The sequence below is a fragment of the Ruegeria lacuscaerulensis genome (genome assembly GCF_013034745.1).
GTDB classification, from domain to species: Bacteria; Pseudomonadota; Alphaproteobacteria; order Rhodobacterales; family Rhodobacteraceae; genus Ruegeria; species Ruegeria lacuscaerulensis_B.
Genome location: NZ_WQGP01000003.1, coordinates 316,158 through 335,952, shown reverse-complemented (window position 1 = coordinate 335,952; position 19,795 = coordinate 316,158). Strand labels below are relative to the sequence as shown.

At 57.9% G+C, this 19,795-nt stretch carries 19 protein-coding genes; 7 read left to right on the top strand and 12 right to left on the bottom strand.

Going from position 1 to position 19,795, the window contains the following annotated elements:
- Positions 1–57 precede the first annotated feature (57 nt).
- On the top strand, positions 58–1,143 hold the full coding sequence (locus GOV79_RS07770) for a DUF2652 domain-containing protein (protein WP_170789325.1): 1,086 nt from the start codon (positions 58–60) through the stop codon (positions 1,141–1,143).
- A gap of 84 nt (positions 1,144–1,227) precedes the next feature.
- Here the strand turns inward: GOV79_RS07770 and GOV79_RS07765 are convergent, their stop codons facing one another.
- A complete protein-coding gene (locus tag GOV79_RS07765; RefSeq protein WP_170789324.1) occupies positions 1,228–1,719 on the bottom strand; it encodes a hypothetical protein in 492 nt (163 codons plus the stop codon).
- A gap of 98 nt (positions 1,720–1,817) precedes the next feature.
- On the opposite strand from GOV79_RS07765, the gene GOV79_RS07760 reads away from it, so the two are divergent.
- Positions 1,818–1,997, top strand: a complete 180-nt coding sequence (locus GOV79_RS07760) for a hypothetical protein (RefSeq protein ID WP_170789323.1) — start codon at positions 1,818–1,820, stop codon at positions 1,995–1,997.
- 150 nt (positions 1,998–2,147) lie between these two features.
- Here the strand turns inward: GOV79_RS07760 and GOV79_RS07755 are convergent, their stop codons facing one another.
- The 3 genes from GOV79_RS07755 to GOV79_RS07745 all read right to left on the bottom strand — a co-directional run bounded on the left by GOV79_RS07755 (position 2,148) and on the right by GOV79_RS07745 (position 4,019).
- Positions 2,148–2,537: an adenylate/guanylate cyclase domain-containing protein gene (locus tag GOV79_RS07755; protein ID WP_170789322.1), complete on the bottom strand. Its 390-nt coding sequence runs from the start codon at positions 2,535–2,537 to the stop codon at positions 2,148–2,150.
- A gap of 136 nt (positions 2,538–2,673) precedes the next feature.
- Positions 2,674–3,486, bottom strand: coding sequence for a c-type cytochrome (locus GOV79_RS07750; RefSeq protein ID WP_237217967.1), 813 nt, complete (start codon positions 3,484–3,486; stop codon positions 2,674–2,676).
- Positions 3,487–3,545: 59 nt separating this feature from the next.
- Positions 3,546–4,019: a cupin domain-containing protein gene (locus GOV79_RS07745; protein ID WP_331252434.1), complete on the bottom strand. Its 474-nt coding sequence runs from the start codon at positions 4,017–4,019 to the stop codon at positions 3,546–3,548.
- Between the two features lie 88 nt (positions 4,020–4,107).
- Here GOV79_RS07745 and GOV79_RS07740 point away from each other — a divergent pair, with 88 nt between their 5' ends.
- From GOV79_RS07740 to GOV79_RS07720, 5 genes are all read left to right on the top strand, one after another.
- Complete coding sequence (locus GOV79_RS07740; protein WP_170789321.1) at positions 4,108–4,701, top strand: TetR/AcrR family transcriptional regulator; 594 nt, start codon at positions 4,108–4,110, stop codon at positions 4,699–4,701.
- Positions 4,702–5,051: 350 nt separating this feature from the next.
- The gene (locus GOV79_RS07735) at positions 5,052–6,323 is read left to right on the top strand and encodes a DUF3300 domain-containing protein (RefSeq protein WP_170789320.1); all 1,272 of its coding nucleotides are present in this window, start codon (positions 5,052–5,054) and stop codon (positions 6,321–6,323) included.
- A 4-nt stretch (positions 6,324–6,327) separates the two neighbouring features.
- Entirely contained in the window at positions 6,328–7,227 is a 900-nt protein-coding gene (locus GOV79_RS07730) for a DUF2950 family protein (protein WP_170789319.1), read from the top strand.
- Between the two features lie 259 nt (positions 7,228–7,486).
- Complete coding sequence (locus GOV79_RS07725) at positions 7,487–9,016, top strand: phospholipase D family protein (RefSeq protein WP_170783268.1); 1,530 nt, start codon at positions 7,487–7,489, stop codon at positions 9,014–9,016.
- Between the two features lie 177 nt (positions 9,017–9,193).
- Positions 9,194–10,522, top strand: coding sequence for a hypothetical protein (locus GOV79_RS07720; protein ID WP_170789318.1), 1,329 nt, complete (start codon positions 9,194–9,196; stop codon positions 10,520–10,522).
- Positions 10,523–10,875: 353 nt separating this feature from the next.
- Here GOV79_RS07720 and GOV79_RS07715 read toward each other — a convergent pair whose 3' ends face one another.
- Genes GOV79_RS07715 through GOV79_RS22585 form a run of 8 tightly spaced genes read right to left on the bottom strand, consistent with a single transcriptional unit; the run spans position 10,876 to position 19,708 of the window.
- Complete coding sequence (locus GOV79_RS07715; protein ID WP_170789317.1) at positions 10,876–11,775, bottom strand: FAD:protein FMN transferase; 900 nt, start codon at positions 11,773–11,775, stop codon at positions 10,876–10,878.
- Positions 11,772–12,287 (bottom strand): nitrous oxide reductase accessory protein NosL, encoded by a 516-nt coding sequence (locus GOV79_RS07710; RefSeq protein ID WP_170789316.1) that lies wholly within the window; start codon positions 12,285–12,287, stop codon positions 11,772–11,774. Before GOV79_RS07710 ends, GOV79_RS07715 begins: the two co-directional genes overlap by 4 nt.
- Positions 12,284–13,105: an ABC transporter permease gene (locus GOV79_RS07705; RefSeq protein WP_170789315.1), complete on the bottom strand. Its 822-nt coding sequence runs from the start codon at positions 13,103–13,105 to the stop codon at positions 12,284–12,286. The genes GOV79_RS07710 and GOV79_RS07705 overlap by 4 nt, the downstream gene beginning before the upstream one ends.
- On the bottom strand, positions 13,102–13,995 hold the full coding sequence (locus tag GOV79_RS07700) for an ABC transporter ATP-binding protein (RefSeq protein ID WP_170789314.1): 894 nt from the start codon (positions 13,993–13,995) through the stop codon (positions 13,102–13,104). The genes GOV79_RS07705 and GOV79_RS07700 overlap by 4 nt, the downstream gene beginning before the upstream one ends.
- On the bottom strand, positions 13,985–15,241 hold the full coding sequence (locus GOV79_RS07695; protein ID WP_170789313.1) for a nitrous oxide reductase family maturation protein NosD: 1,257 nt from the start codon (positions 15,239–15,241) through the stop codon (positions 13,985–13,987). Before GOV79_RS07695 ends, GOV79_RS07700 begins: the two co-directional genes overlap by 11 nt.
- Positions 15,242–15,243: 2 nt before the next feature.
- A complete protein-coding gene (gene nosZ, locus GOV79_RS07690) occupies positions 15,244–17,151 on the bottom strand; it encodes a TAT-dependent nitrous-oxide reductase (protein WP_170789312.1) in 1,908 nt (635 codons plus the stop codon).
- A 14-nt stretch (positions 17,152–17,165) separates the two neighbouring features.
- Positions 17,166–19,343: a NosR/NirI family protein gene (locus GOV79_RS07685; RefSeq protein ID WP_170789311.1), complete on the bottom strand. Its 2,178-nt coding sequence runs from the start codon at positions 19,341–19,343 to the stop codon at positions 17,166–17,168.
- On the bottom strand, positions 19,334–19,708 hold the full coding sequence (locus GOV79_RS22585) for a hypothetical protein (protein WP_408015515.1): 375 nt from the start codon (positions 19,706–19,708) through the stop codon (positions 19,334–19,336). The genes GOV79_RS07685 and GOV79_RS22585 overlap by 10 nt, the downstream gene beginning before the upstream one ends.
- Between the last annotated feature and the right edge of the window lie 87 nt (positions 19,709–19,795).

The following is a 19,795-nucleotide window of genomic DNA, read 5'->3' as shown; positions in this document are numbered from 1 at the left end:
TCCAGTGCTATAGCGGAGGCTACAGTCAACGGGCAGGGCGCAAATGGGAAGACGGGAATGCCAGTTCAAACCGGTTACTTACTAATCGCCGATATTACCGGGTATACCGGATATCTGACGCGGTCAGAGTTGGAGCACGCCAACCCGATCATACGGTCTTTGCTTGAGGCGATTGTTATTGAGCTGAAAGACCCGATGAAACTGCGGGGCCTTGAAGGGGACGCTGTTCTTGCCTACTCCAGCGGGCCGTTCCCATCTGGCGAAACGTTCCTCAACATATGCGAAAGCCTGTATCGAGCGTTCGCCGAACGCCGCCGGAACATCGTGCAGAACACGACTTGCCCTTGCAATGCATGCCGGAACGTCGCCGACCTCGATCTGAAAATCCTTGCGCATCACGGAAAGTTTGAAGAACTGTCGATCGGTCCGATGAAGGATATCTCGGGTGCCGATGTCATACTTGTCCATCGTATGGCGAAGACCGATGTCAAGGAAGAGACCGGGATACGCAGCTATGCGCTGTTCTCGGAAGACGCTTTTCAGGCGATGGGTATCACATCGGATCTCATGCAATATAGCGCTCAGTTCGAGCATTTTGGTGACGTGCCCATGCGGGTCTATGACCTTGCGGCAGCTTGGCAAAAATACCGAGAGATCGCCGGACCTGTGCGCGTGACCGATGAGGAGGCTGTATTTACAACCCGGCACATTCTGAAGGCCCCACCGGTGGTTGCTTGGGAAATGCTTACGGACCCCGCACTCAAGATGCGATGGATGATGTTGAGAGACGCCTATCGGGAAGGGGATGTGTCGCGTACGTCAGCCGGTGTCCGCCTGCACTGCATTCATGAGGCGGCTCACTTTCAGATGCTGATCGTCGATTGGAATCCATTCGAATATGTGACCGATATCCTCCACAATTCGTCCATCGAGGGCCTTACTAATCTAGAGACCTATGAACTGGCCCCGGTGGAAGAAGGGACCGAGATTGTGTATCGGATGGGGCGGCTGACGGATGCCGACGGCACACATCATCCTGCAGAGGAATCTGCGGTAATTGATCTGTTCGAAAACTTCTATCCGGTGGCGTTCGGTATTATGGACGAAATGGCGTTGGAGTTTCATCGAGACAAACAAGAGTGACCTATTTGGCGGTACTCCGGTCTAAGAGCGGTAGCCCGTTAAAATCTTGGCTTGATCGGTGAATGCCAAAGTGGTGAGCGTGGATCAAGGAAGACGCATGTCCTCGACCATTGCCGCAATGCTTGACCAGGGCTCGGTCTGCGCGCCTTTGCCGAGAGACTGCCTAATCATGGATGCGCTGAACACTGGCAATTTCACTTTCGCTCGCTGAACCAGCTTTTGCGCCGTGTCATGATCCCCGCGCCGCGTCGCTGAAAGCGCAGCTATGGCTGCGGGATGCCAGACTTTGGTGTTTGCAAGTATCGCTTCGCGCGATCTTTCTTCTGCCGCCTCCAAGTCGCTTTCAACACCCCGGCAAACCAGCCCCGCTGCCTGCGTGGTCAGAAATGCCCAAACCACAGGATCGTACGGGTATAGGCGTCGGGCTTTTTCTTCATGGGCAATCGTGGCGACAGGGTCTTTCGCAACGCCCAGTCTCAGCAGTAAAAATTTTTGGCGCGCCAACAGTGCCTGCGGCAGGGCATAGCCCGGATCTGCCTTGATGGCCGCTTCGAAAATAGGTTGTGACTCTGTCATCGCTTCGGGGGTGGCGAGTGCAAAATGGTAAAATCGCGCTGACAAAGCTCCTAGGCTGAAAGGCTGTGGTTCGGCGCGCAGCGGGAAAGCATACGCTCATGCGCGCCAATCTCGGGCTCGACGCCCATGACGATGGCCCCGGTGAGTTGATCGAGAATGGCGAACAAATCGTCTGCCGGCCCATCCCAGTGGTTGGCTCAAACCTGTTCTTCGTCTTTTGCGCCGTTCAAACGCGACGAGACCCGCAAGCGGTTTCCACCCCGTCGAAAACGTCCTAGTGCAGCGGTGACATCTTCCACTAATGCGGACGCGAGAAACAATTGATCCGAGTCGTCCGTGTCAATCTCAAACGGCAACCCGGCGACACTCGTCACGTCGCGACCGGTCTGAGCCACTGGAATGGCGTCGTCACCTACAACGTCTACGCTCTAGACTTCCAACGGATTTGGAATGTTCTTTACAGTTTGCAGCCCGAGTGACGTGAATTCAGCGTCCATGCGTCCATTCACCTGATCACGTACTTGGCGCGAGATACAGATGCCGCCAACGGGCGACAAACTCTCCAACCGAGCGGCTATGTTCACAGCGTCGCCCAATACGTCATCGCCATCTACTACGACGTCACCGAGGTTTATCCCGACACTAAACCGCAGACGGTGATCTTTTGGTTCGCCTACTTCCCGCGCGTGCATACTGTCCTGTATTTGCAGGCCGGCGCGTAGCGCGGCGACTGGAGACGCGAATTCGACCAGAATTCCGTCTCCCATGGTCTTGACGATCCGCCCTTGGCACCGCTCTAGGGTCGGTGGCCATGGCATTCATGGCCGCCAAGCGAAGCAATAGAACGCCGAATAGTGAAAACTGTTTGGCCTATTTGTTGTGCTCTGTTTCAGCAACGCGCGCGTTACAAAATTCCCTGCTAACCCGAACGAAAACCTGGCGGTGTCAGACCGGTCATGGGTCCGGTAGAGCCGGGATTGTCCGAAGGTACAGGACAATTGCCTGAAGATCATCTGAAGACATCTGGGCATAATGCGCGTACCCCATTGGGGGTCGCATTCGGCTGCCATCGGGCCGTACACCCGAAGCGATCATCATCTTTAACTCATCATCGCTATATTGGGCTAACCCATCCTCGTGCGATGTGATGTTTGGTGCAATGGAGACCCCCCACGGACCGTGAAAGGCAAAACCTCCGGCGCCAAGATGCGTGTCGAACATTGGTCCTTGTGGCCCAAAGGTAGTGTGGCATTCGATACAATGTGCAATTGGCCCGGCGAGGTATTCTCCGTACTCGACGCTTGGTCCAGCGGGCGGGGCCGTCACCAGGCCCACAGGCGGCCCATAGCTGGGCGGAAGGGGGAAGTTGTAGGTTGAAAAAGGCGTTTCATTCTTGCTCGCGGGGACGGTGCGCAGGAACATTACCATGGACATAACGTCATCGTCGCTAAGGCTGCGGTAAAGCCCGATGGGCATGGGCGGTCCGATGACAGAACCGTCCGGGCGGATGCCTTCCCGAATTGCGCGCACCAGGTCTGCGTCGCTCCAGTCTGCGATCCGGCTACCTGGCGTTATATTGACGGCCCAGGCCTCCATCATCTCGTTCTTTTCGACCAACATTCCGCCGAACTCATTGGACATGTCCGGGCCGTTGGGGCCCTGCGGTGTATGACAATTTCCGCACGCAGCTGGCCCTCGTACAAGGTACTCACCGCGTTCGATACTCGGATCAGCCATCGCGACCAGCGGCAGAAGGATTGGGGTCAAAAACAAACCTATGCATTTCATTTTTCGTACTCCCATCTCGCGTGAACAAAGGACCCGCTTCAGGTCGGAGCATGATCCGGCGCGAGGATTGTCATGCCGATTCTATCTGCCAAAGCTACGATTGCTGGGATGTCTGGCGGGCCGTCGGGTTCAGGAATTTCTGTCGTGCTGTCCGGCATTGCTTCACCTGCTTCGGTGAAGAATGTGTCATGCATTGCGCCGGGCGCGTTGATGCACAGCAAACGACCTGCTTGGGGCCCCTTACATGTGAACGCGTGAACCGCTCCATCGGGTACTTTCACAAAATCACCTGCGCGAACGCCAAGCGTCTGCCCATCGACCATAAATTCGAACTCGCCTTCCAAAACAAAGAAGCTCTCTTCCTCTCCGGCATGATGGTTTGGAGGCGCGCCTGCTCCGGGCGCAGTCTTGATTTCGACGATTGCGTATTTGTCCCCGGTCTCCGCAGGGAACGCGTGAAAGGTCAAGAGATTGCCGAAAAGGTGATAAATGCGCGGGCGAGTCTGTTCCACGTTGAAGATTCCCTTTACTAAAATCAAAGTGAGTTTATGATACATACATCTCTTTATAAGACAAGTGTAACATTTAGGAACTTGAATATTGGCCCAACGAACCAATCAGAAAAACCGGACCCGAGAGGCGTTGCTGGAAGCGGCGCGCGACATCATGGCCGAGGGTACAGAGGTTACTCTTGCGAAAGTTGCGGATCGTGCGAAAACCAGCCGTGCGACCGTGTACAGGTATTTTTCAGACCCCGGAGTTTTGGCGCTTGATGCGACGTTGGATTTCGAGGTTTTGCCGACTTCGCGCCTATTGGAAGATCTCGCTGACGTACGAAGCCGTGTGCAAAAGGTTGCGCAATATTACTTGGATTTCTCACGTGATCACGAAGCCTATTTCCGGCAGTTCCTGGCAGAGTCACTGAAGGCAGCTTTGGAGGACGCGCGCAGAAACATACGGGGGGCCCGACGCGTGGCTGCATTTGGCGAAGCGCTTGAACCTGTTCGTGGTCGAATGAATCCCTCAGACTTCGAGGATCTGAAAAAGCGGTTGGCGATGACGACAGGAATGGAGCAGTTCATCATTTTGGAAGATATTCTGCGCGTTGATCAGCCAGAAGGTGACCGGCTTCTTTCGGGTCTGGTTGACGCCCTGTTGGATCGCTATTTGCCCCAAGAGAGCGCGCCGAATTGAGTTGCTCTAAGGGTGTGGACGTGAGACCGGCCTGACGCAGCGAACGCTGTTCGAAAAATCGTACGGGCTACGAACGTCGCTTGAGCGGTTTGTAAAAAACAGCGAGATCTCGCCGGCTTCGCCCGTGATCATGCATGGGTCCCAATGTCGAAGGTACCAGCGGCAAACCAGCAGTACCCATGCTCTTCTTCAAACAGGTGTTCCGACATTTGAGCCAAAGGCCCTTTACATAGAAGCCCCTCCCGCGACAACATGAGATAAATTTAAGCATTCGAATAACGGGATGAGTTTTCCCGTGTGTCCGCGGCGAATTGGGCCTCGGACATTTGCTGATAAAAAGGGGGGGAGATATGGCTGATATCGTTCGTTGGATTGTATCCGCGTTTCTGGTTTTCACACCGACGTTAGTGGGGGCGCAGTCCGAACAGGAGGGTGTCGCGGAACCTATATCAGACACCGATCTGCTTACCCAGGCCGAGCTGGAAAATCTCGTCGCGCCGATTGCTTTGTTTCCGGACACGCTTTTGATTCAGATACTGGTTGCGGCGACCAGCCCGATGGAAGTTGTCAAAAGCGACCGGTTGCTGGCCAACATGGACGGCGAGGAACCCGAAGTCATTCAAGCTGCCGTCGAAGCCGAAGAATGGGACGAAAGTGTCGAGGTTCTGGCCGTCGCCTTCCCCGAAGTGATCGAGGATATGGCTACCCATATCGAATGGACCGAAACCATGGGCGACGCCATGCTTGCCCAAAGTGACGAGGTGATGGTCGCCGTTCAGACCATGCGGACCCAGGCGATCAACAACGGTGCGCTCGTATCGGGTGAAGAACAGCTTGTCGAGGTCACGGAAGACGAAACCGTCATTATCCAACCTGCGGATCCCGAAGTTGTTTATGTGCCGCAATATGACCCTCAGGTCGTTTATACCGACAGCAACAGCAACCTTGTTGGCGACGCCATTGTCACCGGAGCTATCGCGTTTGGGACATTCGCCCTGATCGACGCCATTTTTGACGATGACGACGACTGGAATGACTACTGGGGTTGTCGAAATTGCGGGGGTTGGGGTGGGGGCCCGATCTATCGAAACCCGAATATTGATCTGGATATCGACGGCAATGTGAATATCGGCAATGACGTCAATATCGGGAACGGTAACATCAATCGTCCTGACGATGGCTGGAAACCGGATGATCGAAAGAAAGATCAGGCGCGAGACAAGATTGCCTCCAAAAAGGATCCAGGGGGTAAGACCAAGCTGCCGATAGACAAAGGTGACAGCAGCGCGGATGCCTTGCGAAGCAAACTGTCCCAGAAATCCGGTGCGCCAGATATCTCCCGGCCCGGATCGCAGGCCAAAACGGAAGCAGTTCGGAAAACCATGAAGGATGGGGGTACGCCCAAGGTTAATCGGGCCACGCCGAATAAGGCCGTGAAGAAACCGACCCAAAAGCCAGCGGTCAAGAAACCATCCGGGACCAAGTCCCATGTCACCAAAGCCTCTAAGCCCAAAGCGGTCAGCAAGCCGAAGGCGACCCACAAGAAATCCAGCGGGCAAAAAGCACGCTCGGCTTCGCAACGGGGCAAAGCTAGCCACCAAAAAGCCCAGCGGAGGAGATAAGAGCATGACCAATACTTTGATCAAAGCAACTGCAATCACCGCATTTCTCACTGGTCCGGCCTGGGCTGAACCTGCCGCATATGCCTCTCCGCAAGAGGCGCTTGAGGCGATGGTCGCAGCGCTGAAAAGCCCTGAGGCGGGTGCTGCTCTGGCCGTCTTCGGGCCAGAGGCTGCGGACTATCTTTCCGATGGAAACCCGGTCGAGGACAAGATCAACAAGCTGGCACTGTTGTCCCTCTACAAAGAAGGCTATCGGCTTGTGCCGCAAGACGATGGCTCGGTCCTGATTGCGCTGGGTGAGGAAGGCTGGCTGTTCCCGGTGCCCATAGCAAAGACGGACACATCATGGTCTTTCGACAACGACTCAGGCCGGGAAGAAGTGCGTCTGCGCGAAATCGGCCGCAACGAGCTGGACGTGATCGAATTGATGGAGGCCTATGTCGAAATACAGGCCGATTTCCGGTCGCAGGATCAAGACGGCGACGGGGTCAGGGAATTCGCAAGCCAGATCATTTCGACTTCTGCCGATCAGCGGGATGGGCTGTTCTGGGCATCCGAAGACACGCTGTTGGGTGAGCTTTTCGCGCGTGCTTCGGCTTTTGGCTTCAGTGACGGCGAAACCGACTTCGCGCCCGAGCCCTTTTCAGGTTACTATTTCCGTATCCTGACAGAGCAAACCGATGCGGCGCCCGGCGGAGCGATGGACTACATCGTCAATGGCCACATGGTTGCGGGTCATGCCCTTTTGGCCGTTCCAGCAGAATTCGGAGAGACCGGCGTGCACAGTTTCATGGTTTCGGAAAACGGTGTCGTGTTCGAGGCTGTTCTGGGCGAGGACACGCTGGAAAAGGCGGCAGGCATAAAAGGGTTTGATCCGACTGAGGAATGGCAGCCTGTGAACTGATCCTGCGCGTCGATTCCAGCATCCGGTCGTATCGCATTTCCAGAAGGCATCAGAGCGTTTGCGGTGTTGGATTCGGTTAAGAACCAACGCCGCCATCGCCCTGCAAAGTGAAAGCGATTTTGGCGAGATTCCCAACTGTACTTTGCGGTCGATGCGAAAAAGCTCGGTACAGGATACTAAGGTGCTAAGGTAAGTCGGTAAATGAGACGTCGAACCCAACCGATCCGGGCAAACGACTAAGGCTAAAGGAAGAAGGAAGATGCCGAGAAAACTGCTTTGGCCTTTGTTGGGATTGATCGCTCTGGCGGCCTGTTCGGCTGGGCCTAGGGATTTTGTTCAAGTCCCATCGCGGGCGGTCGAGAGCCCTTCCAATAGCAGGTTGACGACAGCGGTGCGCAAACTGGGTGATCCACGTGACGGACGGTCGGGTGTCAAGCTGATCAGCAACGGCGAAGAGGCACTGGCCGCGCGTCTGGTTCTGGCATCGCAGGCGGATGTGACAATAGATGCGCAATACTATCTGCTGCACAACGATCTGACCGGGCAATTGTTTGCGCTGAGCCTGCTGAACGCGGCGGATCGCGGTGTACGGGTCAGGCTGCTGCTGGATGACATGGATACATCGGGTTACGACGCGATGACTGCCGCACTGGATTCTCATGAAAATATCGAGATCCGGCTGTTCAATCCTTTCTGGCGTGACCAAAGCCTGTTGGTTGCAGGTTTGACCGATTTCAAACGCATCAACCGGCGCATGCATAACAAGTCCATAACCGTCGACAACACTATTTCCATCGTTGGTGGTCGAAATGTGGGGGATGAGTACTTCCTGGCCAAGGAAGAGTTTAACTATGCAGATCTGGATATCTTCGTCGCCGGGCCTGTGGTGAACGAGGTGTCCGACAATTTTGACGAATACTGGAACAGCGAATTTGCTGTTCCTGCCCGTGCGGTGATTGGCGAACCCGAGACTCTGGGTCTGGCAGATGCCCGCGTGCGTCTGAATGCGCTGGTCGATGAAGCCCTGAAAACACCGTATGCGGCAGCGGTCAAGAAGACCGCGCAAGAGACTTTTACCCTCAAGACGCTCAGGCTAGACTGGGTTCCGGCCAAACTGTATTCCGACCCGCCGTCCAAGGCAGCCGGTGTCGACAATGATCAGCCCATTCTGGCCTCGAAGTTGGTACCCTATTTCCAAAAGGCTGAAAGCTCGGTCGACGTCATCTCAGCCTATTTTGTGCCCCGTAAGCGAGGGGTTAAATGGCTGAGCGAACTCGAGGATCGCGGGGTTAAGGTGCGTGTTGTCACCAATTCGCTGGCGTCAAACGATGTGGCGCCGGTTTATGCGCATTATGCAAGGGAACGCCGCGCTCTATTGGACGGGGGCGTGGAACTGTTCGAACTGCGCCCTGACTCGGACCGGGTCAATCAGCGGGGGGTGAATTGGGGTCAGTCGCGCGCGGGTTTGCACACGAAGGCATTTACCATCGATGAGCGATACCTGTTCGTGGGCTCGTTCAACTGGGACCCGCGGTCGGTCAACATAAACACAGAAATGGGCGTGCTTGTGGACTCGCCGGACCTGACGCGACGCGCGGTTGCTGCGCTTGACGAAGCTTTGAAGCAAAACACCTATTCGGTCCAATATGACGAGGAAAAACGCGTCACCTGGAGGTCCTACCGCGAGGATGGTGCGATCTTGCTGAACCGACATGAACCCACCGGTAGTTTCTTTGATCATATCAAGGCCGGGTTTTTGGCCATTTTGCCTATTGGATCGCAGCTTTAGCGCAAGATGGGCTTCCACATCTACGCCGTCGCCATAGCCCCCGTCGCAGTATGGAGCCCCGGACTGGACAAGAAAGACATCTCGGTGCTTGCTGTCGGGATGATTGAAGATCTGCAGCGTCCCCGTGTTCCGTGTTTGTGCAATTTGGCCGGGATGCGCGGAAAAGGGATGGAACGAATGAATTTTGTTAAGGCATTTCCTATTGTGTTGCTGTTTGTGCCAACAGTTGCGTTCAGTGCCGAGTATGAAGCACAGCCCATACTGTCTGCGCAGGAAAGCGTTCAGGACGTTCCGCTTGCGACCGAGATTTATCGCATCGACGAACAGGTCCCGACGGATGGGTACATGGCGACCTACCGCATCGAGACGCAGTTCGGGCAATTCTCGGCCTCTGGTCCGGGTATGTTGCAGGCGCGGTTGGCCGAAATCCGAGCTCTTGCTGCGCTGGACCACATCCAGAATGACCAGCAATTCATCGACGCTGCCGAAGACACAGCCGGAGAGACGTTTGAAAACCTGCGCCAATTTGCGAAGCAGCCGAAGGAAACTCTGAAAGGTGTGCCCGAAGGTGTCGGGCGGTTTCTCAAACGTACCGGACGGTCGGCCAAGACGGGGCTGCAAAAACTGGGCGATGTCCGAGAGGGCAACTTGCCCGGCGTTGATCCCGAGACCACCTCTAACCTTCCCGGAGGCTCGGCAGATTTACAAGCCGGTCCGCAGGGCAGCTTTACTGAGAATGTCGCGCGCGCCAGCGGAGATGTTGCTGTAAATATCCTTGGGTTTGACAAACAGCGCCGCCGTCTGGCCAAGGAATTGGGTGTCGATCCCTATACTACCAATCAACTCCTCGCCACGCGGCTGGATGAGGTTACTTGGGCGGCCTTCGCGGGGGGGCTTGGCGTCAATGTCTTGACCAGTTTGGTTCCGGGCGGGTTGGTCCTGTCGTCATCCTCGCGGCTCAGTGACTGGGTTTGGGATACCGCCCCCGGTGATCTGCGCGTGCAGGTTGAGGAAACGCTTTTGTCCGTCGGCGTGCCGCGTGATCAAGTCGACCGCTTTTTGCGGCACAGCTACTATACGCTCAGCATGCAAGCTGTGGTGGCGGATTCATTGAAATCGCTTGAGGGGGTGCAAGGCCGGGCGGATGTCCTTCCGTTGATCCTGAGTGTGGGCTCGGAAGGTCAGGCGCGTTTCCTGGTGCAGACCTTGGACATGTTCAGGACGTATCACGTGACCAAAGAATCACTGTCCCAGTTGCGCGTACAAGGCACAATCATTGGCGTTGGAGGTAGTAGCAACTCCGTGGTCATGGCTCCAGTAGACTACCTGAGCTGGACCGAAACGCTGGATGCATTCTCTGCCAATCTTACTGAGGCGACCGAAGGTCCCATCGTGCTTTTTGTTTCGGACGAGATGTCCGGTTTAGCGACGGACTCACTAAAAACACGCGGTTGGACAGTAGCGGAGACAGGGCAGATCACTCCAGATGCCTTTCCACTGCGTTGACAAGTGTAATCGGCGTTGGGCCGCCCGAAAGAGATGATTGCTAGGGTTTCGGCAGCAAAGTTCCGCGGATAAGGTCCCGGGCGCTCATTTGATTGTGCTGAGACTCGTTCCGGCAAGACGCTCACGACGCCAGCCTCTTACGGGCCCATTGAACAGTGTCTTACCGATAACGGAATCCGGTGAAAAATGCGCTGACAAGACCGAGCGCAGCCGTAGTCCCAAGTTGCTGCTTAGGCTCAGGCCTCATGGCCGATAGATGACCAAAGCGGCGAGCGCGATTGCTGAGAGGAAGATTTTGACCGTCTTTTCTTCGCCATGGTTGGCAGCAAAACGAAAATCAATGGGTCCTGAGCCTAGGGGACGAGCATCTCAAGTTTGGCGTCCGGGAAGTGGGACAAGACTGACCTGACCTTCCTATCTGGTGTCACGCATAGCGCAGTCGACAACCCATCTGCCAAGGCGGCATTTGCGGCAGAAACGGACACAGTACTCTGCGGTGCCATTCGGTTTTTTGGGTCAAGAATGTGGTGACGTCCCGCAGCCAGCTTCATCATTGCCGGTGCCGAGGTTGCGACAGCACGGTCACGTAACGAAAGCCGCCCCCTTACGATATGCCTGGGACCTGCCAGGCCGACTTGCCAGTCGCTTCCATCGCTACGGGTGCCTCGGGCTGATATCTCGCCCATATCAACCAAAATATTGCGCAGGCCGAACCCGTTTAGCAGACTTGCGATACGATCAGTGATTTCGCCCTGGGCAATTCCGTTCAGGGTCAATCCTGAAAATCCCGGATCTGGCAGGCGGATTGCATCCGTGTTTACTAACACTTTGTGCCATCCAATCCCGCGCTGCGCGCGATTCAGTTCAGAGAGTTCCGCTCCTTTGGCGAACGCCATCCAGAGAGGTTGTATCGTTGGGTCGAACGCGCCGTCCGAGGCGTCATGCAACGCGGAACACAAGCTTAGAACTTTCAACAGTTCGGGTGACGGTGCTATCAGGTGTCCATCAGTATTCAGTCGGCTCAGCTCAGAGTGAGGGCGATACAGGCTGAAAATATTCTCAAGCCTGGTCAGCTCGGCCGCGACGGCATCGAAAATGGGTGCTGCTTCAGTGTTGGTTAGTCCTTCCACGCGTAGGCTGGCCTTTGCGCCCAATGCTGAGCCGTGCCATCGCGCAGACTCAGCGGCGGCAACCGGAGTACAGGCGCAGGCTGCGGAAATAGCCAGAAACCGGCGGCGGGTCAGAGCGGTCATGACGGGGTCTCCAGCGCAAGGTTCAGATCGACGGGGCCCAACACTTCGGCATCGGGGATATCGGACAGGGTCAAGGCGGCGCCGCCATAAATGTCGATAAAGGCCTGCGCCGCGCTGGCATCGCCAAAAGGCACAACTTCGCGCGCGCCCATTCCCCCCGCGACGTTGGCGCCGACTACAAAGGTGGAGTCGGCGGCGGCGATCCAGTTGGAAATGCCGGGTTGTCGCCAACTGGGTGCGACGCTCATGTCGCTGACATATACAGCGGTGATGGCGGCGTCACGTTCGGGGCTTTTTAGATAAGCCACCATGTCGCGGACCTGCGCAAAGAAGAGCGGCGTAGGGTAGCCTTCCAGATGGATTTGCCCCTTGGGTCCGCCATGTTCGGCGATGTTCATCTGGCAGAAGAAACTCAGCGCATCGGGGGTTAAATCCACCGGGTCGGGGGCCTCGGCAACCTCTTCTTTGCAGGCGGTCAGGGCAATCAGGGCAATCAGGTACAAGCGTTTCATGGTTCGACCCTCCGGAAGGCCAGTCGCGCGAGCGCGAAGGCAAGCACCGGCCAGATCAGAAGTGAGGCGGGCGCGGCCCAGAAGGGCAGGGCCTGCGCGGCCCCGGTCATGCCGGAGGCCATGGCGACACCCTCGGTCGCGGCAATGTTCCACAGACGGAATGCGTCGGCCGGGTTGGCCACCATCACCCATGGAAAGACGGATTGGGTGAAGCTGCCGCCCTTGTCCAAGACGACGGCCCCCAACAGGCCCAGATCATAGAGGACAACAAAAACCAGCCATAGCCCGGCCGACAGACCCGCTGCCGCCGTAGCCCCCTTTGCCAGGGCAGACAGCAGGTATCCCAGCGCCAGAAAGACGGCGCCCAGCAGGATGGATGTGAGGATCAGTCGCGTCAGAGCTATCAGGCTTTCGGCCCCCGCGCCTCCAAAGAAGGTGGCCACTGCGCCTGCCGTGCCAAAGCCGACGGTCATGGCGAAGGCCAGCGCGGCCAGATGGGCGGTGAACTTGCCCAACAGGATTTCTCCGCGCCCTGCAGGATAGGACAACAATAGGGAAAGGCTGCCCCGGTCCACGTCGCCCGCGATGGCGTCGAAAGAAATCATCAGCGCCAGCAAGGGCGCAAGATAGACCGACAGTGTGGTCATCGAGGCGACCGAGACGGTGAGCATATCGACCCCCAGCGTGCCGGTTGGCGCGCTGCCCGCAAAGGTCAGCGCCAAGGCGAACAGCACCATGATCAGCGTGGCGACAAGCAGCCAGCGGTTGCGGCGCAGGATCAGCATTTCGGTGCGAGTGATGGCAAGGAAGCGGGTCATCGCGATCCCTCCTGTGCGTAATGGCGATAGAGGTCTTCCAGCTTGGGCGGCGTCATTTCCACATCCGCCACCGCGTCGCCCAATCCGGCTATGCGACGCAGGGCCTCCATTTTGTCTTCAGGAGAGCAGAGCAGTTCGACCGAAGCCCCGTTGATCCGGTTGCCACCCAGTTCGGCAGCCAGCGCCTCAGGGTTGGCACTGGCGCGCACCTTCAGGCGGATCGGCAGACCGGCCAATGCCGACAGGTTGGTCAGCGTGTCATTGGTAACCATCCGACCCTTGCGCATGATGGCAATGCGATCGGTGCGGGCCTCGACCTCGGTCAAGGCGTGAGACGCGATCAGGACGGCAGTGCCCTGCGCGGCAAGCTCGTCAATAATGGCATAGAGGTCCTGCCGCGAGATCGGGTCCAGCCCGCTGGTCGGTTCGTCCAGCAACGCCACTTTGGGCTGACCCAGCAGCACCTGCGCCAGACCCAGACGTTGCCGCATTCCTTTTGAATAGGCTCCGATCCGGCGGTCCAGCGCATCGCTGAGGCCGACCCGCTCCAACAGGCCGGGCACGTCTGCTTTCGCGCCCGAGAGTTGCGCAAACAGGGTCAGTTGTTCGCGGCCCGTCAAGGCCGGGTGGAAGGATACCGCCTCGGGCAAGTAGGCTGTCTCTCGCCGCGCCTGCGCCGTACCGGGGGCGACGTCTCCGATCCGAATGGCTCCGCCATGGATCGGCGTCAGGCCAAGGATGGATTTGATCAGCGTCGACTTGCCCGCACCGTTATGGCCCAGCAGCGCAACGCGCTGACCGGGGGCAAGAGACAGGGTGATATCGTCAAGAACGCGGGTCTTGCCACGGTCTTTGCAGACTTGGTCAATCGTCAGGGCCTTATCCGTCATGAGGCACCTTTTTCGTCGCTGGGGGTTCAGGGGCTTGCATCAAGGGGTTGCTGTCCACCACGCCTCCCGGCAACAGCGCCGGGAAGGCCGATTGCGACCAGCGCACCAGCTGCACGGCAGGTGAGCCGAGCAACAATTTGGCTGCGGGTTGGGTCCACAGTACATGGTCCATTGAATCGTTGGGGCGATAAGGGGCATCGGCCACGCCGTTGCCATCCACATCATAGGCGGCGAAATCGGACCAATAGTTTCCGCGCCCGTCTTCTGACCACTCGACCCATTTGGTCGAGACATATTTCACCTGTGTCCGGTTGCCGACAAAGGCGTTGCCGACGATCCGGTTGCGTTCGGACCCGGCGGTAAAGTGGATGCCGATGCCGCAGCCTTCAAACCAGTTGTCAGTGAAGTCGTTCTTGTTCGAGTTATAGAGGAAGGTGCATTTCTCTTTCGCACCTTTGACCACATTGCCGGTGATGACGCTTTTGTTGGCATAGTTCAGCATCACGCCATGTTCGCGGTCATCAATCGACACATTGTCGGTGACTTTGACATTCGAGGTGAACATCACCGCATAGCCCAGATCGTTGCCGATCGAGACGTTGTTGCTGACCACGGAGTTGTCGGCATACATATAGTGCACCGCAAAGCGCAGATCACGAAACAGGTTGCCGGTGAACAAATTCTTCTTCGAAGAATTTACGAAAATCCCATCGCGGCCAAATTGAATGTCATTGTCGGCGACAACGGCCCCGGGAGCGTTCCAGACATAGACCCCATTGCCGCGCGCGTTCATGTGGCGGTCCTGCCGCCCTTCGATCCGGTTGCGGCGCACGATGCCGTCCTTGGCCCCGTGGATGTCGATGCCATAGAGATTGCCCAGCAGCACATTATCCTCGACCACAGGCGCGGTTGCCGTTTTGGTCAGTTGGATGCCGCTGTCGATCCCGTCATGGTCTGAACCGGAGCCGATCACCGTCAGCCCGCGCACCGTCACGCCGGGTCCGGTCACGGTGATAACGCTGCCTTCGCCTTGTCCGTCAATCGTGGCCTGTCCCAGCCCGTCAATCGTGACGGGCCGATCCAGAACCAGTGTTTCGGCATAGGTGCCGGGGCTCAGGCGGAGGGTATCCCCATCCGCCGCCTGCGCCAGTATCTGATTGATGGCCCCCGCCCGGTTGGGCACATCCCAGTCCGCCGCCCAAAGGGGCGAGCCGAGCAGGAGCGGTATGAGCAGGGACCAACGCATGACTACGCGCTCCGCGGCTCAACAAACATCCGGCCGCGCATTTCCATGTGCAGCGCGTGGCAGAACCACTGGCAATAGAACCAATGCACGCCCGGACGGTCGGCAATGAACGTGACCGAGGCGGTGGCCTGCGGGGCAACCTCCATCGCGATACCGAAGTTCGACAGGCAGAAGCCGTGGGTCACATCATCCACATCGTCCAGGTTGGTGACATAGACGGTGACTTCGTCGCCCTGCTTGACGGTGAACTTCTCCATGCTGAACACAGGGGCGACCGAGGTCATGTAGACGCGCACCTTATTGCCATCCCGGATCGGCTCATCCGCGCCATAATCCAGATCGACGCCATCGGCCTCGGCCTGTTTGCGCGCATCTTCCCACATCGGGTCGTTGCGATCCCAGACATTGACCGGGTTCACTTTGGACCGGTGTACAAGGATCGAGTCATGCGGCTCCGCAAAGGTCGGGCCGTCATGGACCACCTTCATCTTGTCGCCCGAGATGTCGATCAGCTGCTCATTCTCAGGCTTCAGCGGTCCCACGTTCAGGAAGCGGTCTTTCGAGAACTTGTTCATCGAAATCAGCCATTTGCCGTCAGCCTCAGCAGTCTCACCCATCGAGGTCGAGTTGTGACCCGGCTGATACTGCACGTCCACCTTGTCGAGGATCGGATCGACGTCCGCGCCACCATAGGCTTCGATCGCTTTGGCGATGTCCCACTTCACCACCTGGCTGTCCAGGAACAGGGTGGTATAGGCGTTGCCCTTGCCGTCGAACGCGGTGTGAAGCGGGCCAAGACCCAGTTGCGGTTCCGCGACGATGGCCGAGCGCGGATCAGCGTTGTCGGCAAACAGCGCGTCGACTTTTTCGACATCGATCACCGACACGGTCGGAGACAGCTTTCCGTTGATCATGATGTGTTTCTTGTCGGGCGCGGCATTCACACCGTGTGGCGAGTTCGGGATCGGGATGTAGCGGGTCAGGTTGCCGCCAGCCTCTTTACGGCCGTCTACGACCTTGACGCCGTTCAGCTCCTGATAATTCCCCGCAGCAATTGCGTCTTCAATGCCTTTGAGGTTGAACACGACCACGTGGTCCAGCTCATTCTCGGTCATCTCGGCCAGGTTCATGCCCATTTCCGAGTTGTACGAGGTCGAAAACGCGTATTTGCCCTGATAGTCGCAGTCGGTGTTGTCGAGGTTGCCCGACACTATCACCTGCCATGCGATCTCCATCGTGTCGCCGTCGATGGCGGTAAAGATGTTCACGTATTGCGACGGATCGTCGAGGATCTGGCCGTCATTGACCAGCGGCGCCTCATGCTCACCATTGGCAAAGATGTAGCCGGTGCGCGGGTATTTCTGCGGACGCAGACCGTGGATGTCATGCGCGTTCGGGATCTCGATGATCTTGTCGCATTTCATCACGTCGCAGCGCACACGGGCCACGCGGGTGTTGGCTTTGTCGTTCATGAACAGATAGCGACCATCATAGGTGCCATCCGTGAAGGACATGTGCGGGTGGTGCAGGTCGCCGTTGTCATAGGTGACCTTGCCGTTGGCAGCCAGAAACTCTTTGGTTTCGGGCAGCAGGCCTTCGGTCAGGATTTTCAGCGACTCGTTGGTTTGACCCCAGCCGGTGGCTGAGCAGCGGTTGAACACAGGCACCCGCATCAGCTCACGCATCGAGGGCACACCCAGGATGCGCAGCTCACCGGTTTGGCCTGAGGACCAGAAGCCGTAGTATTCGTCCAGCTCGCCCGGTTCCAGATGCGCGTTCGCAGCGGCGCTTGCCTCGCGGGCGGTCATCAGGGTCGAGCCCAGCCCGGTCCCGGCCAGAACGGCACCGGTGGCGGTCGCCCCCAGCATTCCGCGGCGTGTGATGTTCAGTTTGTTTTCTTGGTCTGACATGATCGTCCCTCCAATCAAGAAATGGTTTGCGGTTTGGCGTTCGGATGGTTCGCCGGTGGTTGTCCGAGTGGAGTCTTCATCTGCACCGACCCTGTCTTGGCCCGCCGTTTCAACTGGCGGATAACGACGGGGCATTTGTCCTCGGACTGATAGAGCACCTGACAATGCAGGCAGGTGACGCACTCGTTAGGGTTAATCTCACCGGTGGGGTGGATTGCCTGAACGGGGCATTCATTGGCGCAGGTTTGACAGGGGGTGCCGCAATCCTTGTAGCGGCGCAGCCAGTCGAACATGCGAATACGGGCCGGGATCGCCAGCGCACCGCCCAACGGGCACAGATAGCGGCAGTAGAACCGTTCGATGAACAGCCCGATCCCCAGCAAGGCCAGCGCAAAGACCACGAAAGGCCAGTCTCGCATGAATTTCAGGATGATCGCGGTCTTGAACGGCTCGACCTCGGCATAGGTTTCGGCCAGCGGGATCGAGACAAAGCTGATCCCGAACAGCACCAGGAAGATCATGTATTTTGCTGGCCAGAGCCGTTCGTTCAGACCCCAAGGCAAGATCCATTGCGGCACCTTGAAGGCCCGCGCGATCTTGTTGGTCAGCTCTTGCAGTGCACCGAACGGGCACAGCCAGCCGCAATAGGCCCCGCGTCCCCAAAACAGCAGCGCGGCGGCGACGGCGAACCACTGGATGAACACCAGCGGGTCCAGCAGGAAGGCATCCCACGAGAACCCCGTGCGCAGACTGCCCGCCAGCGCCATAAGGTTCACCACGCTCAGCTGCGCGTTGGCGTACCAGCCGATGAAGAACAGCGTCATGGTCAGGAAACCGATGCGGAACCAGTAGAACACGCGCGCATTCATGGTGGCGTGGAACTGGAAGAAGAAGGTCGCCGTCAGCACCAGCAGCATCGCGCTGAGGATCACAATCTCAACCACGCGGTCTTTCCAGATGCGCTGCCACAGCGCAGCCTTTGCCGCAGCCTCACCGCTGGCGTCATCGACAACCGCAGGGGCCGCAACGGGCAACAGATAGTATTCGGGCAATTTGTAGCCCAGATCAAAGGTCAGGAATGTTTTCTCGACCGCACCCACGGCCCGCTGCGCCAGCAGTTGCAGGCGGAAGGGCTCGGCCGGATCAAACTCGGCATCGGCGGGGATTTTGAAGATGTCCAGTTCCGTAAAGCTTGGGGCATCGGGGGCTGCAACTTCGCCCAGACGGCGTTGTTGCTTGTCAAAGAACCGCACCGAATTGTCGCCCTGGATCAGCTGAATCCGGTCGAAAATCCCGCCCCGGACATAGCCCGAACCCTTAAAGCTGTAAGCCCCACGTCCCAGCACAAGAATGGCCTGCTCGCCCTCGTCCAGCCAGTTGACCATGTTCTGATATTCGGCCTCGCCCAGCAGCGACTTGCCGATCGACGGCACCGAGACCAGTGCCAAATGCATGTCGATATAGGTGTCATCGGGTTCACCGGGTTCGGGGCGTTTGATCGCGCGCTGATCGCCCGTCGCCTCAAACGCGGCATTGACCTGCCCGATATCCAGCGTCAGTCGCCGGATGGAGCCGTCGCCCGACAGCGTCGTCCAGTCATAGATGGCGTCCTGCGCCATATCGACCTCGCGCTTGGGCCCGTCGGCCTGCGCCGGTGCCAATCCGCCCAACCCCAACGCGCGCGCCACCTTGATGCCACCACGCACAAGGCTGTCGTCGATCACCATGATCGTGACGGTCGCGCCCGAGATAATATCAAGGTCATGCCCCTCACCGCCCGTCTCGGCCTCAACCTTCAGGTCCAGCCCGGCATAGCCTTCGGTCAGCTCAACCATGCGCGCATTGGGAATGCCGATCAGCACGATCGGTTCCGAGTGTTTGACCAGTTGCACCCCGGTCAACACCGCCTCGTCATTGATGGCAGCAACCACGTGGATCGGCTTGCCGGAATATCCGGTGGTGCCCACGAAATCGGATGTTAGGAACGCCCAGGCCACCGTATCGCCTCCTTTCAGAACGGGGGCAACCATGACGTCCTCGCGCACCGGGCCAAAGGCATCGGCACCGGGCACCAGATCAGCAGGCTCAATCTCGGGCAGAAAGCTGGCGAGGCTGTCGGCATGGGCGCTGATCGCCATCAGGCAGGACAGGGTGAAGGCCAGCAGGGCTTGGAATGCGCGACTTACGACCATGGCGCACCTCCGATACTTTGAGTAGACGCCATGGAAGCGCGCGGGGCGCGTTCAGTTGTTTTTAGGTTTGCGTGCGGGGGCCCTCGGGTTTCAGGCCACAAGCGGGCCTGATCATGGGGTTGGTTCTGATCGGCGCACCGGTACAGGGCGAGGCCGGCCTTCTGGGATAGGACCAGATGAGGCTGATCGGGCAACTGCGCCAGCGTGGTGACGGCACACAAGGTGCAATCGGCGCATTTCGGGCAGGGCGCGGTCGGGTCATCGGTCTCCTCCTCAAGGTCCACCTGAACCCAAACCGCCCCCGCCTCCGAGCAGATCTCCACCCATATGCTTTGACCGGGACTCGCCAGAACCGGGCCAAGCATTTGCAACAGCAGAAGAAGGGTGCCCGCCCATGCACAAGCCACGCGGGACGCGCGAACAGGGAGGTTGTGCAGAGGGTTAGAGGCGGG